The organism is Anabaena azotica SJ-1, from assembly GCF_047275885.1.
Classification (GTDB): domain Bacteria; phylum Cyanobacteriota; class Cyanobacteriia; order Cyanobacteriales; family Nostocaceae; genus Trichormus_B; species Trichormus_B azotica_A.
Map to the genome: position 1 here is coordinate 2878046 of NZ_CP178454.1, position 12971 is coordinate 2891016.

Genomic DNA, 12971 nt, shown 5'->3' on the forward strand with positions numbered 1-12971 from the left:
GCTTTTTGAATTTTTCCCCTTAAATTTTAACTTTGTATTATGCCCTACGAACAATTAGGAATTAACACTCCATCACCCGTTTTATCTTGGGCAAATCATCCCTTAGCCTCAGATGAAACCAAAATGGCCAAGAATGTTGCATCTCTGCCATTTGTATTTAAGCACGTTGCCTTAATGCCCGATGTTCACTTAGGAAAAGGCGCATTAGTTGGTTCAGTTATTGCTACCAAAGATGCGATTATTCCGGCGGCTGTGGGCGTAGACATTGGTTGCGGTATGAGTGCCATTAAAACACAATTTACTGCTGAACAATTAGAAGGCAAACTAAAGAAAATTCGCCTAGATATTGAAGCAGCAATTCCCACAGGATTCAATGAAAACAAAGATGTAGAAAAATCAGTTACCAACTGGCAAAAATGGCGCGATTTTTCTAACTTGCATCGTGGTGTGCAAGACTTAGAAAGCAAAGCCATGAAACAAATGGGTTCTCTGGGGGGAGGAAATCATTTTATCGAAGTTTGTCTCGATACAGAGAACCAAGTTTGGCTGATGTTGCATTCCGGTTCTCGCAACATTGGAAATAAGCTAGCACAATGTCATATTAATACAGCCAAAGAATTAGCAAAAATGGCAGGTGAAAAATTACCTGATCCAGATTTAGCTTACTTTGTTGCTGGTACACCAGAATTCCAAGCATACTGGAAAGATTTACAATGGGCGCAAAATTACGCACACTTTAACCGTGATGTCATGATGGCACGATTTAAAAAAATCGTCGAAAAACATCTCACAGGAGGAAAAGTTACTAAACCTTTATTAGAGGTAAATTGTCATCACAATTACGCCGAAAAAGAAGTACATTTTGGCGAAGATGTATATGTAACTCGTAAAGGAGCAGTCCGCGCTCAAACAGAAGATTATGGTATTATTCCTGGTTCAATGGGAGCAAAATCTTTCATTGTTAAAGGCAAAGGTAATGCTCATAGCTTTTGTTCCTGCTCCCACGGCGCAGGGCGATTAATGTCAAGAAATAAAGCAAAAAATGTCTATACTCTTGATGATTTAATTGAACAAACACAGGGTGTAGAATGCCGTAAAGATACGGGAGTTTTGGATGAAATTCCTGGTGCTTATAAACCCATTGAACAGGTAATGGAAAATCAAGCTGATTTAGTAGAAGTTGTGGCTACACTCAAACAAGTGCTTTGCGTTAAAGGTTAAATTAGGGTGGGCAATGCCCACCTTTGCATTTTTTAGCTAATAACAAATAATGATTGCTAAACAGTAATTAGCCGGACTGGATACGGCTAAGTGACAATTTAACTAGGATACAGGACTATTATTTGTTGGGGAAAATAGAATTAATGCTGAGAAAAATAGTATACTTTTCTCGGCTCTGACTATTACCCATACCCATTTATCGCTGGTGACACTTTTATGTTAAGTCCTGTAGCAACAATCAGCATTTTTCAGAAACAACCAGACCCGAAAGCATTTTCATCAGGTGAAATCATCTTTGAAGAAGGACAGTCTGGTGATTTTATGTATGGTATTCTCGAAGGAGAAGTGGAGATATTAGTTAATGACAAAGTTGTAGAAACAATACAAGCAGGTGAGGTTTTTGGTGCAGGTGTACTCGTAGGAATAAAACAGAGAACCTATACTGCAATCGCCAAAACTAATTGCAAACTTGCTTTTATTGATGAATACAGTTTTCTCTTTGTTATTCAAGAAACACCGATGTTTGCTATACAAGTCATGAAAAGTTACTCAGAACGTCTTAGCCGCGTTGAACATAGCATCTAAACTTATACACAAATGTGTATAAACTCAACAATTTTTTCAACTATGCTGCTAATTTTAGACCTGTAAATAAAAGATGATTAAACTAGATCAGTTTTTAAAGTTATTAGGTATAGCCTCAACTGGCGGTCAGGCTAAACTGATGATTCTTGATGGTGATGTCAAAGTTAATGGCACAGTTGAAACTAGACGGGGACGGAAATTAACACCAACTGACACAGTAACAGTCACAGGAAAAACATTTAATGTTGGGGATTTAATTTGATTTAATGAAATTAAAAAAAAACTTGGAATTTAAAAAACTCCAAGTTGCAAATTAATATAGCAGTTAGCTTTTTAAAACTCTCGTATCATCGCCCAAAGTGGCGTAAGCTGTTCAGGATTGAAGAATTTAAGCTACTTTTAATGATTTTGGCAACTGCTATATTTATTGAGTTTTAAAACTGTGACGTTAAAGTGTTAAAGATTGAGGATTGGTTTCAATCAATTTCGCTAAATCTTGCAAAAATGCTGCCGCATGAGCGCCGTAAATAATGCGGTGATCACAGGTAATATTAACTTTCATTTGTTGACGTACACCAAATAAACCATCTGAGGTGGCTACAACTTGCGGACGGGCTGCGGCGATCGCTAAAATTGAACCTTGTCCAGGTGGTAAAATCGCATCAAATGTATCTACACCAAACATCCCCAGGTTAGAAAGGGTAAAAGTACCGCTGTTATACTCTTCTGGTTGTAGTTGTTTTGCTCTAGCCCTGTCTACCAAAGATTTCCAATTACGAGATAGAGAATAGATATCTACTTGATCTGCTTTCTGCAATACTGGTGTAATCAAACCGCCATCATCCATCGCTACAGCTACAGAAATATTGATATTGGGATGATACACAATTCCTTGGTCTGAATAGCTGGCATTGAGTAATGGGTGTTTTTGCAATGTCACCGCTACAGCTTTGGCCAATAGCGCCGTCATTGTCACACCTTTAGATTTAATTTGCTTGTAAAGTTTATCTAATCCATCAGTGGTAATTGTGTAACCAACATGGAATATAGGTACAGATAGACTTGTCACCATATTACGTACCACTGCATTTTGCAGAGTAGTTAATGGTACTACTTGACCAGGAACGGCACTGCTAACAACTGGTGCAGTGACAGCGGCTGGTTTTGCAGGTGCTGGGGGTGCGGCTGAAATAACAGGTGGTGTCGGTTGAGTTGGAGTGACAGCAGGGGTAGTGGGTGGCTGAACTTTACCAACAGCAGCTTCCACATCTTCGGCCACAATGCGACCATAAGGACCACTACCTTTGAGGTTATTTAAATCAACCCGGAGTTCTTTTGCTAACTTGCGAGCGCGGGGTGACACTACTAACCGTTCTTCCCGATGGTTAGAACCATTTTGAGAGGCTGTAGCAGGTGTGGCTACGGCTGCGGCTGCCGCCACGGGTACAGGTGCGGGTGTTTCAGCCACTACACTACCTCCACCAGCCATAGCCTTAGCAGCTTCGATTTCCGCTTCTGTTTCTGCTACGTAAGCGATCGCAGCGCCAATTGGGGCTGTTTCACCAGCTTGTACTATAATATGGGCTAGAAATCCCTCATAGAAAGATTCCACATCCATATCAGCCTTATCCGACTCAACAACCACCACTGTTTCGCCTTTTTCCACTTTATCCCCTGGCGATTTTACCCAAGAGACAATCTTTCCCTCTGTCATGGTGGAACTCAGCGCCGGCATAAATACTTCATGAATGCTCATAATGGTGGTTTCAGAATCAATAATTTTATGGAATTTAACAGTTGTTGCCAGATCGAATTGTATCCTGGCATGAGGATTTTTTGGTAGTTCCTGTGTAGGCTGTGGGGTGTGGGGTCAATTAGTCCAAAATCTCAAATCCAAAATTCTCCTGCCTTTGGAACTTAAACCCACAATGGGTGTCAATATATAATCATGCTCCTCACCACTTCTTCACACACAAAATTTGCTTATTAGCAGTGGCTTGGGGCGAAAATTGAATTTAAAGCTCAAAATTGGTGCTTAACCTGTTTCAAATTCCCCTTTAATACTATTACTATGTCGGCAAAGTTGAAATTCTTTTTAATTTTGATCTTCAGCGTTTTTGCCACTGCTGCTGGAGTGTATATGATCCAGCATCAACCACGGGCATTAATTACTGGGACTGCCAATGGACAACAGCAACTGTTATCTATAGAACAGGAATCTTCAGAACTGCTCGCTTACCCTGATCGTTCCCATTATAAAACTATTCCTTTAAACAGTATTAATTCTGTTCTCCAAGGCAGTAATCCTGCAAACCTGGCTTTGAATCTCCTGGATGAAGTGACATCAGTGCCAGGAAAACCCCAGGTAGTGGTGGCATATCCCCAACCGAATCAAGCTTTAGTCACGATTATTCAAACCAAGCCAGCGAAAAATCATTCTGTAGGTGCGATTAAATACCGAGTAGAAATGAGCCGCTTTGGGCGATCGCTCTTAGTCAGTTCTCCCCCAGTCTGGGAAATTATCTGGGCTGGATTCCAAGTACAATGTTTCTCTAAAAGTCCAACCCAAAATAAATTTAGCACCAACTGTAATTAGGCAGAAGTATGGCTTACGCCACGCTTCGCTATCAGAAGTTCAGAAGTTCAGGAGTTCAGGAGTTTAGAAGTTCAAGAGGATAACAAGAAAATATTTCCCCCATCTCCCCCATCCTCCCCATCTCCCCTGTTCCCTGTTCCCTGTTCCCTTCAAATTCTAGATATCACCGCGAATTTCTTCGACAATACCATCACGTAAAACTACTTCAACTTGCATTTTGCTAATCAAGTTGTCTCCTGGTTCTACTCGAAAAAAGCCTTCCATTTGAAATTGGTTAACTTCTTGATCTAACTCTAGAAACTGCACTTGCTGGAGATTTTGCAGCAATTGATTTTTTTGTTCTAAAAATTCACTTTTCTTTTGATTAACCTGAAGTTGGATATTGTCAATTTGTTGGAGAGTCTGGGGTCCTGGTGGTTGTAAACTTTGTTTTTGAATTGCGGAAATTGCCCTTTGTCCTTCTACATCTAGTTGTTGCAGTTGCTGATCAAGTTGATTAATCTGAGCTTGTAGTTGCTGTTGCACTTCATCTTTCCAGAGGGGAGTAACGATGACTTTAACGTTAACACCACGTTTTAAAAGCAATTGAGGGTTGGAGACATCCATAAAAATTTCGCGTTCACTTTGTATAGTTTGCAGATGGAATTATTTGGCAAACATTCCGTCAATAATATCGTGATACTGTTCCGTGACGACGTGACGACGGATTTTTAGAGTTTGTGTCATCATGCCATTTTCAATGGAAAAGGGTTCGATAATCAATTGGAATGGGCCAATTCGGTCATCGGCTCGATAACCGGGACGGTTTTTTACCTCCCGATTCAATTCTTGCCGAAATAAATCCTGGATCATTTTACTCTCTAAGTCAATTTTTTGACCGCTGGAGGCAGTAATATTATCATTCTGGTTTGCTGCCCATTTTTCCAAGGCTTCAAAATTGGGAACAATTAATGCTCCAATGCTGCGCTGGTCTTGTCCCACTAACATGATTTGATCAATGTAGGGCGATCGCAAACAAGCGTCTTCTATCGGTTGCGGTTCGATGTTCTCCCCATTGGTTAAAACAATCGTATCCTTTGCCCTACCAGTTAGCACCAAGTCGTTTTTGGGTGTCACCCAGCCCAAATCACCACTATCAAACCAACCTTCCGCATCTATAACTTTTTTTGTCGCTTCTGGATTTTGATAATAGCCCTGCATAATTTGTGGACCTTTGAGTAACACCAAACCACGTTCTCCTACCGGTAGTGGCTGACGAGTCTCAGGACTAACTATCTTAACTTCTGTTCCCGGAATTGGTTGCCCAGATGATCCGCGCAAATTTCGCCAAGGACGACGGGCATTTGTAACTGGGGAGGTTTCCGTCAAGCCATAGCCCTGTAAAATTTCTACACCAATTATTTCAAAAAAGTTATCTATATGTCGGGGAAGCGCACCACCACCACTAATTACCTGCTTGATTTTGCCACCTGTAGCTTCCCGTACTTTGGCATAAACTAATTTTTCTCCCAGTAATTGGAATGGCAACAAAGCTAATTCTAGTATTTTTGCTCCTAATCGCTCAACAGCTGAGGCATGAATATGATCTAAACTCAATCCTTCCGCAATCCTCCTCGCTTGGATATATTTCTGACTCATATCCAATAAAAATTTAATCAACTGTTGTTTTTTCTCAGGCTGGGAACGAAACTGCTTTTGCACTCCTTCATATATTGATTCCCACAATCTGGGTACAGCAATCATATAATTAGGTTTAAACTTTTTTAAATCATCTTTGACAGAGCGTAAGTTTGTATACACTTGAGTACAACCTTGAGAAAGCAAGAAATACTCTCCACTCCGTTCATAACTGTGCCAAGTCGGTAAAATACTCAGAACTACATCTCCAGCTTGGGGTTGCACTACTGTTCCCAAGGTTGTAACTTGGTGTAACAAGTTGCTATGGGAAAGCATTACACCTTTGGGCTTACCAGTAGTACCAGATGTATAAATTAAGGTTGCCAAGCTATCACGGCTTTGTTTGATTGCTGCTAAGGTGTGGTTGCTGCCAATTTCTAGTAACTGGGAAAAGTTCACCACTTGCAAATTTTCTGCTGTTGGCGGTGTTTCATCAGAAAGAAGAATAACCAGTTTAACAGGCAAGTCCTTCAGACCCTTCTCTAGTTTCTGGAATGTTTTGATATCTTCAAGCACCAGCACCGTACTACCGCTATTAGCAATAATAAATAATAGTTCTTCTCGTTCGGCCTGGGCGCTACGTACTGCGTTCACAGCCCCAGCAGTCATAATACCTTGGTCAGCAATAAACCAGCGCGGACTGTTATCAGCAATTAGGGAAATGCGTTCTCCAACGTTGAGTGTTTCACTGTCACCCATATTCATTCCTAATGACTGCAAGCCTGCTGCAAATCGTTGGATTTGACCTGCTAATTGACTATAAGTAATCTTAACTTCTGGTTTAGCATGGGGGTTATGGAGGGCAACAGTATTGCCAAACTTTTTGGCAGCTAACGGCCAAATTTCTGGCAGCGAATCTACATTGGTATAATCTACCAAACGCTGTAATTCCCGGTATTCTTGCTCGGTGACGTTAGATAAAAAAGAAGCGGTTGGTTGTTGTATTGTTGTCATAACGCAATGATTGAGTAGGAAATGGATTGTTTTTGCTAAAACAGTATTTAATATGCACCTTGGCTACTGTGTATAACAATAGCGCAATTATCACGCCCATATTTACAAAACTTTATGTTAAACTGGTTTTATCTAAACAAAATGAAATGATTCAGCTTGATTGCTGTTCTGTGCATTTTGCAAAGCCTGTTACTCAATGGACAAATAATGGAGAATTTTTAATTCGTAATTATCTAAGGCGTAAACCCAGAAATCTAGTAACAGCAAGATATCAGCAATCAGAAATCAGAATGCTTGTCAAAACGAGAATCTCAATCATAGCCGTTTTTTATTTTTCATCACTTCAATAGCTACAAGCATTGTTGATTCTGAATTCTGACTAAAAATAAGGAATCTCTACACTCTTAAATTACGAATTAATTGTTCTGCGATAATTTCTCAAGGAGGTGATTCCCTATAGGTTTAATGGATGCTTTATTCATGACGGTCATTAATGCCGCTGCTTGTCTAGCATTGCCCAGGCTTTTATCTATGCTTTTGCCTCCTCAAGCCAATCTTCCTAAGTCATTATCTGTGGATTCTCGGTTGCAAAAAGCCAGCATAGAAATTACTAGTTTTCCCTATTGTACAGCTTATGCTTTGACTGGCCGCCATTTCTGTAAATTTAGTCCTCATTTTTGTCCTAAATGTTCCCCTAATTGAAGGGAATATTGACATTGATAGCAGGCAAATTTGATATTTTTGATGGAGAAATTAATCACAATCAGGGTAAGAGGTTTACTATTCACCTTTTACCCTTCTATTTTGCTCACTTTTATGATGTTGATAAAGAAGTTTAAGTTATTTAACTTTATATATCTTTATATAAATAAATATTAATCATGTATTTAGTTAACTTATATCTAATAAAAGAAATTCAAAAACTAACAGTTATACCAAGACAACCGTTTTAGTCCATACTAAAAACTAATATTACAAATCAATTTTCAAGAAGGAAGAATATCTATGAGTTTAAGAGATGGTGTACTTTTAACGCTGTTCAATACTGTTGTTTGTTTGGTTTTACCTAAATTATTATCTATGATTAGTGCTGCTAAAAAAACTCAAATAAATCAAGAAGAACAGCAGATTAATATTCCTATATCAGAACCTAACCCAGAAATTCCTAGTTTTTCATAAGATTAAGATGCGATCGCATCTCGCATCAGGTAAAATACACTGTAGTTGTAACACAAGAGAGCGATCGCATCTCGCGCCAGGTAAAATACACTGTAGTTGTAACAGAAGAGAGCGATCGCCAAAATTTCTGGATTTTTGGGTTTAGGTTAAAAATGTCGATATGATGGGAGGTAGAACCTCCTAGAGAACATTCCCAGTCTCTGACTGGGAACGAGGATTTTAATTCCGTTGCCACCCTTTTTAAGGGGTTTAGGGGGGATCAAAATATAATGTTATAGTCACGAGGTATGAATCATGACTTCTGTAACTGTACAAATACCAAAATCATTAAAATTCACAGATGATGAATTTGTGGAAATAGTAGATGCTAATAAAGATTTGCGTTTGGAATTATCCTTGGAAGGAGAATTAATTGTTATGTCACCGACTGGGGGAGAAACGGGAAATCGCAATTTTGAAATGTGTCTGGATTTAGGATTTTGGAATCGCCAAAAAGGTTTAGGAAAAGCTTTTGATTCTTCCACAGGTTTTAAATTACCTAATGGTGGTACTCGTTCCCCTGATGTATCTTGGATCAAAATAGAAAGATGGAATGCACTCACACCAGAACAAAGAAAAAAGTTTCTACCTTTGTGTCCTGATTTTGTAATTGAGTTAGTTTCTGAAAGTGATGATTTAGCAGATACGCAAGCGAAGATGCAAGAATATATTAATAATGGTTTGCGGTTAGGTTGGTTAATTAATCCTAAAGATAAACAAGTAGAAATTTATCGCCAAAATCAAGAATTAGAGGTTTTACAATCTCCTACAAATTTATCTGGAGAGGATGTTTTACCAGGTTTTATTTTAGATTTACAACCGATTTTTAGTTAAATATGTCAATGTTAAAATGTTCATATCCCCGACTTCCTGAAGAAATCGGGGATTTTTTGTGCAGATTAATTAATAACTACCTGCTAATTCTCGTTCTATTTTTAGCAATGCTTCCACAGGTATTTCAGTTACAGGGTGACTAGTATTGAAAGTAAGACTAAATTAGATAATGTAGATTGTCTTTTTGTCTATCTTTTAGAATATCCCAAATAGGGATATGATGGGAGGTAGAACCTCCTAGAGAACATTCCCAGTCAGAGACTAGGAACGAGAATTTTAATTCCCCTTTTTAAGGGGGTTTAGGAGGATCAAAATATAATGTTATAGTCACGAGGTATGAATCATGACTTCTGTAACTGTACAAATACCAAAATCATTAAAATTCACAGATAATGAATTTGTGGAAATAGTAGATGCTAATAAAGATTTGCGTTTAGAATTATCCTTGGAAGGGGAATTAATTGTTATGTCACCAACGGGGGGAGAAACGGGAGAGAGAAACTTAGAATTAAGTGGACAAGTTTGGTTTTGGAATCGTAAAAATAATTTAGGAAAAGCTTTTGATTCTTCCACAGGTTTTAAATTACCTAATGGTGGTACTCGTTCCCCTGATGTGTCTTGGATAAAAATAGAAAGATGGAATGCACTGACACCAGAACAAAGAAAAAAGTTTCTGCCTTTATGTCCTGATTTTGTAATTGAGTTAGTTTCTGAAAGTGATGATTTAGAAGATACGCAAGCGAAGATGCGTGAGTATATTAATAATGGTTTGCGTTTAGGTTGGTTGATTAATCCTAAAGATAAACAAGTTGAAATTTATCGCCAAAATCAAGAAGTAGAGGTTTTACAATCTCCTAAAACTTTATCTGGAGAAGATGTATTACCAGGTTTTATTTTAGATTTGCAACCAATTTTTAGTTGAATATATAAATGTTTAGATCCCCCCCTGCCCCCCTTAGAAAGGGGGGAGAAATTATTCAAATTGTTCAAAGTCCCCCTTTTGAAGGGGGATTTAGGGGGATCTATGGTTCAAATTAATAATTACTTGCCAATTCTCTTTCTAGTTTTAGTAATGCTTCCACACGCATCTCAGTTGCAGGGTGACTGGAGAACAAATTACCTAAAAACTGTCCAGAAATGGGATGAATAATTAACAATGGTTCAAAAGCTGGATTAGCATTTAAAGGCATTTGTCTTGCAGTAGCTTCTAATCTTTGTAAAGCCCTAGCTAAAGCACGGGGATTACCTGTTAATTTAGCTGCACCAGCATCAGCAGAAAATTCTCTAGTGCGGGAAATTGCTAACTGAATAATTGTCGCGGCTATGGGTGCAAGCATGACTGTCACCAGCACTCCTAAAGGATTACCACCTCTTTCATTATCTCTAGAACCACCACCAAACCACAGGCTGTAACTCAACATTTGTGCAAGGAAAGAAATCGCACCGGCGACAGTAGCCGCAACAGCTTGAGTTAAGGTATCACGATTAATAATATGGGTGAGTTCGTGAGCAATTACGCCTTCTAATTCTTCCTCTGGTAATATGTTTAAAATACCTTCAGTAACCGCAACCGCCGCGTGTTCTGGATCTCTTCCTGTCGCAAAAGCATTGGCAGTTTGTCCAGGAACAATGTACACTCCAGGCATGGGAATATTGGCACGGGCTGACAGTCTTTCTACGATGCGATAAAGCGCCGGTGCTTGGGCTTCACTAACAGGTTGGGCGTTATAAACTGCCAAGGCAATTTTATCAGATTGATACCAAGAAAATAGGTTTGTAAATGCCGCTAATCCAATGCCGACGATTAAGCCGCTAGTACCACCAATTACCCAATAACTAATTGCAATTAACAAACCACTCAGTGCGGCTAATAAAGCAGCGGTTTTCATTTGGTTTCCCATAGTTATCTCCTGTTAATGCTGTGTTAATTTGTTTTACTTTTGGTAGATAACAGCATTCTTTAACCATGTTTTGATTGTATCGAGTTCAACTTTGAGGTACAGTGATGAAAACCTATCTAGGGGGTACGGATTTCACGCTAAATTTGTAAAAATACAATAGAGTTTAGCTGCTAATTTATGTATTTAAGATTCCTTAAAAACGTCTAAAAATGGTTTATAAGCAAAGGCTCGATTACGCTTTTGTCCTGTTATTTCTTGTAGCAAACCTAAGTCACACATTTCCTTAATTAATGTGTTTGCATTGGGATATGATAATTGAATTATTTCCTGAACATTTTCTACAGAAACAATTGGTCTGAAATAAAGACTTTCTAGTAAAGTTATGGCATTTCCTGATTTACGCCCCATTTTATTTAGCACTAACTGTCGATGTTCTTCTTTCATGCTAACTATTTTGCGAGCAGTTGCAGATGCTTCTTGAGCTACTTCACAAACTCCACATAAAAAGAATTTAAGCCAACCTTCCCAGTTACCACTATCTCTCACAGCTTGAAGACGGTCATAGTATTCAGTACGATGTTTCTTGAAATAGTAAGAGATGTACAATAATGGTCGTTTTAGTATATTTTGTTCACACAGCAGAAAAGTTATTAGTAACCGACCTGTTCTGCCATTACCATCAAGAAAAGGATGAATTGTTTCAAACTGGGCATGAGCTAACCCAATTTTAATTAAAGCAGGTATTGGTGTGGAATCGTGGAGGAATTTTTCTAAATTGTCTAGTGATTGGTTCATTTCATAAGGAGGAGGGGGAACATAAGTAGCATTATTTAAAGAACAACCTCCAGACCCAATCCAATTTTGAGTACGGCGAAATTCTCCTGGATCTCTCTCAGATCCCCTAACTCCATTCATTAACTTTTTGTGAATTTCCCGAATGAGCCTTAAAGATACAGGTAACTCCACCAGCCTTTCAAGACCATAGTTAACAGCTGCAATGTAGTTAACGACTTCAGCCACATCTTGAGGATTATCTGGTTCTATTGCTTTAGCTTCAAACTCTAAAACATCCATTAGTGAAGCTTGTGTACCTTCAATTTGACTAGAAAGAACAGCTTCTTTACGAACATACATAAATACAAATAAATCTGGGTTAGGTAAGGCATCTGTGGAACCATCTAAACGACCTAATGCTAAATCTGCTTGAGATAGTATTTGCCACATCTCCTGATCTATATTAATTTCAGGCACTGGAGGGAGTGGATTAGGTATAAACGCTTTATATTTTCCAGGTTGCTCTACATATCTTCCCGCTCTGGCAATGTTAGTCATTATTATCGGTTTCGTTAACACAGGATGATTTCTCTATCTATATTATCAAAAAGTATCCTGTTCCGTTAATATAGTTATTTTGAGCAAAATATATGATATAATGGCTAACTTCATATATAGAGTATTAGCTTTAATCCAATCTTGTGTTCTCCTGGAATAAAGATTTTAATTTAGATTATGGTATCGCTGAAAACGTGAGAATTCCGGGGATAATTTATCACCTGATTCACCAATCAAATCTTTAATATGTTACAAGATCCCAATCTGCGTCAATCATTAGCTATTAGCTTGGGTGCGATCGCAGGTGCTTTAAGTCGTTATTATTTAACATTGTGGTTTGCTCAAAGATTTGGTGTCAATTTTCCCTATGGAACTTTTTTCATTAATCTCAGCGGTTGTTTAGCAATGGGATTCTTCTCTACTTGGGCTGTGGAGAAGGTAGCAATTATTCCGCCAGAATTACGGTTGATGGTTGCAACCGGTTTTTTAGGTGCATATACGACTTTTTCCACTTACGGTTTAGAGTCTCTTGCTTTAATGCGTAGTGGCAATTTATTAACTGCAACTGGTTATTGGCTTGGTAGTGCCATTCTGGGAATTCTCAGTGTCCAGTTAGGTGTAATTCTTGCTAAGGTTTGTAAGTAAGCACTTAT

General features: G+C 38.6%; 14 protein-coding genes. 9 read left to right on the forward strand and 5 right to left on the reverse strand.

Going from position 1 to position 12971, the window contains the following annotated elements; all coding sequences use genetic code 11:
- Positions 1 to 39 precede the first annotated feature (39 nt).
- From ACLLO5_RS12630 to ACLLO5_RS12640, 3 genes are all read left to right on the forward strand, one after another.
- Complete coding sequence (locus ACLLO5_RS12630) at positions 40 to 1221, forward strand: RtcB family protein (protein WP_413175804.1); 1182 nt, start codon at positions 40 to 42, stop codon at positions 1219 to 1221.
- Between the two features lie 216 nt (positions 1222 to 1437).
- Positions 1438 to 1806, forward strand: coding sequence for a cyclic nucleotide-binding domain-containing protein (locus ACLLO5_RS12635; RefSeq protein ID WP_413175806.1), 369 nt, complete (start codon positions 1438 to 1440; stop codon positions 1804 to 1806).
- Between the two features lie 73 nt (positions 1807 to 1879).
- Positions 1880 to 2068 carry an RNA-binding S4 domain-containing protein gene (locus ACLLO5_RS12640; RefSeq protein ID WP_413175807.1) on the forward strand — a complete coding sequence of 63 codons (189 nt, stop codon included), beginning with the start codon at positions 1880 to 1882 and terminating at the stop codon, positions 2066 to 2068.
- A gap of 186 nt (positions 2069 to 2254) precedes the next feature.
- On the opposite strand, the gene ACLLO5_RS12645 is transcribed toward ACLLO5_RS12640, so the two are convergent.
- Positions 2255 to 3562 (reverse strand): dihydrolipoamide acetyltransferase family protein, encoded by a 1308-nt coding sequence (locus ACLLO5_RS12645; RefSeq protein WP_413175808.1) that lies wholly within the window; start codon positions 3560 to 3562, stop codon positions 2255 to 2257.
- Between the two features lie 315 nt (positions 3563 to 3877).
- On the opposite strand from ACLLO5_RS12645, the gene ACLLO5_RS12650 reads away from it, so the two are divergent.
- Positions 3878 to 4402, forward strand: coding sequence for a hypothetical protein (locus ACLLO5_RS12650; protein WP_413175809.1), 525 nt, complete (start codon positions 3878 to 3880; stop codon positions 4400 to 4402).
- A 156-nt stretch (positions 4403 to 4558) separates the two neighbouring features.
- Here the strand turns inward: ACLLO5_RS12650 and ACLLO5_RS12655 are convergent, their stop codons facing one another.
- Positions 4559 to 5008 carry a YlqD family protein gene (locus tag ACLLO5_RS12655; protein WP_413175810.1) on the reverse strand — a complete coding sequence of 150 codons (450 nt, stop codon included), beginning with the start codon at positions 5006 to 5008 and terminating at the stop codon, positions 4559 to 4561.
- Between the two features lie 39 nt (positions 5009 to 5047).
- Positions 5048 to 7033 (reverse strand): AMP-dependent synthetase/ligase, encoded by a 1986-nt coding sequence (locus ACLLO5_RS12660; protein ID WP_413175811.1) that lies wholly within the window; start codon positions 7031 to 7033, stop codon positions 5048 to 5050.
- 465 nt (positions 7034 to 7498) lie between these two features.
- Here ACLLO5_RS12660 and ACLLO5_RS12665 point away from each other — a divergent pair, with 465 nt between their 5' ends.
- From ACLLO5_RS12665 to ACLLO5_RS12680, 4 genes are all read left to right on the forward strand, one after another.
- Positions 7499 to 7735, forward strand: a complete 237-nt coding sequence (locus tag ACLLO5_RS12665) for a hypothetical protein (protein ID WP_413175812.1) — start codon at positions 7499 to 7501, stop codon at positions 7733 to 7735.
- A gap of 303 nt (positions 7736 to 8038) precedes the next feature.
- The gene (locus tag ACLLO5_RS12670; protein ID WP_413175813.1) at positions 8039 to 8212 is read left to right on the forward strand and encodes a hypothetical protein; all 174 of its coding nucleotides are present in this window, start codon (positions 8039 to 8041) and stop codon (positions 8210 to 8212) included.
- A gap of 294 nt (positions 8213 to 8506) precedes the next feature.
- Positions 8507 to 9085: a Uma2 family endonuclease gene (locus ACLLO5_RS12675; RefSeq protein ID WP_413175814.1), complete on the forward strand. Its 579-nt coding sequence runs from the start codon at positions 8507 to 8509 to the stop codon at positions 9083 to 9085.
- Between the two features lie 343 nt (positions 9086 to 9428).
- Positions 9429 to 10007 (forward strand): Uma2 family endonuclease, encoded by a 579-nt coding sequence (locus ACLLO5_RS12680; RefSeq protein WP_413175815.1) that lies wholly within the window; start codon positions 9429 to 9431, stop codon positions 10005 to 10007.
- A gap of 112 nt (positions 10008 to 10119) precedes the next feature.
- Here ACLLO5_RS12680 and ACLLO5_RS12685 read toward each other — a convergent pair whose 3' ends face one another.
- On the reverse strand, positions 10120 to 10986 hold the full coding sequence (locus ACLLO5_RS12685) for a zinc metalloprotease HtpX (protein WP_413175817.1): 867 nt from the start codon (positions 10984 to 10986) through the stop codon (positions 10120 to 10122).
- A 183-nt stretch (positions 10987 to 11169) separates the two neighbouring features.
- Positions 11170 to 12318, reverse strand: a complete 1149-nt coding sequence (locus ACLLO5_RS12690; RefSeq protein WP_413175818.1) for a Fic family protein — start codon at positions 12316 to 12318, stop codon at positions 11170 to 11172.
- Between the two features lie 246 nt (positions 12319 to 12564).
- Here ACLLO5_RS12690 and crcB point away from each other — a divergent pair, with 246 nt between their 5' ends.
- Complete coding sequence (gene crcB, locus ACLLO5_RS12695) at positions 12565 to 12963, forward strand: fluoride efflux transporter CrcB (protein ID WP_413175819.1); 399 nt, start codon at positions 12565 to 12567, stop codon at positions 12961 to 12963.
- Positions 12964 to 12971 lie beyond the last annotated feature (8 nt).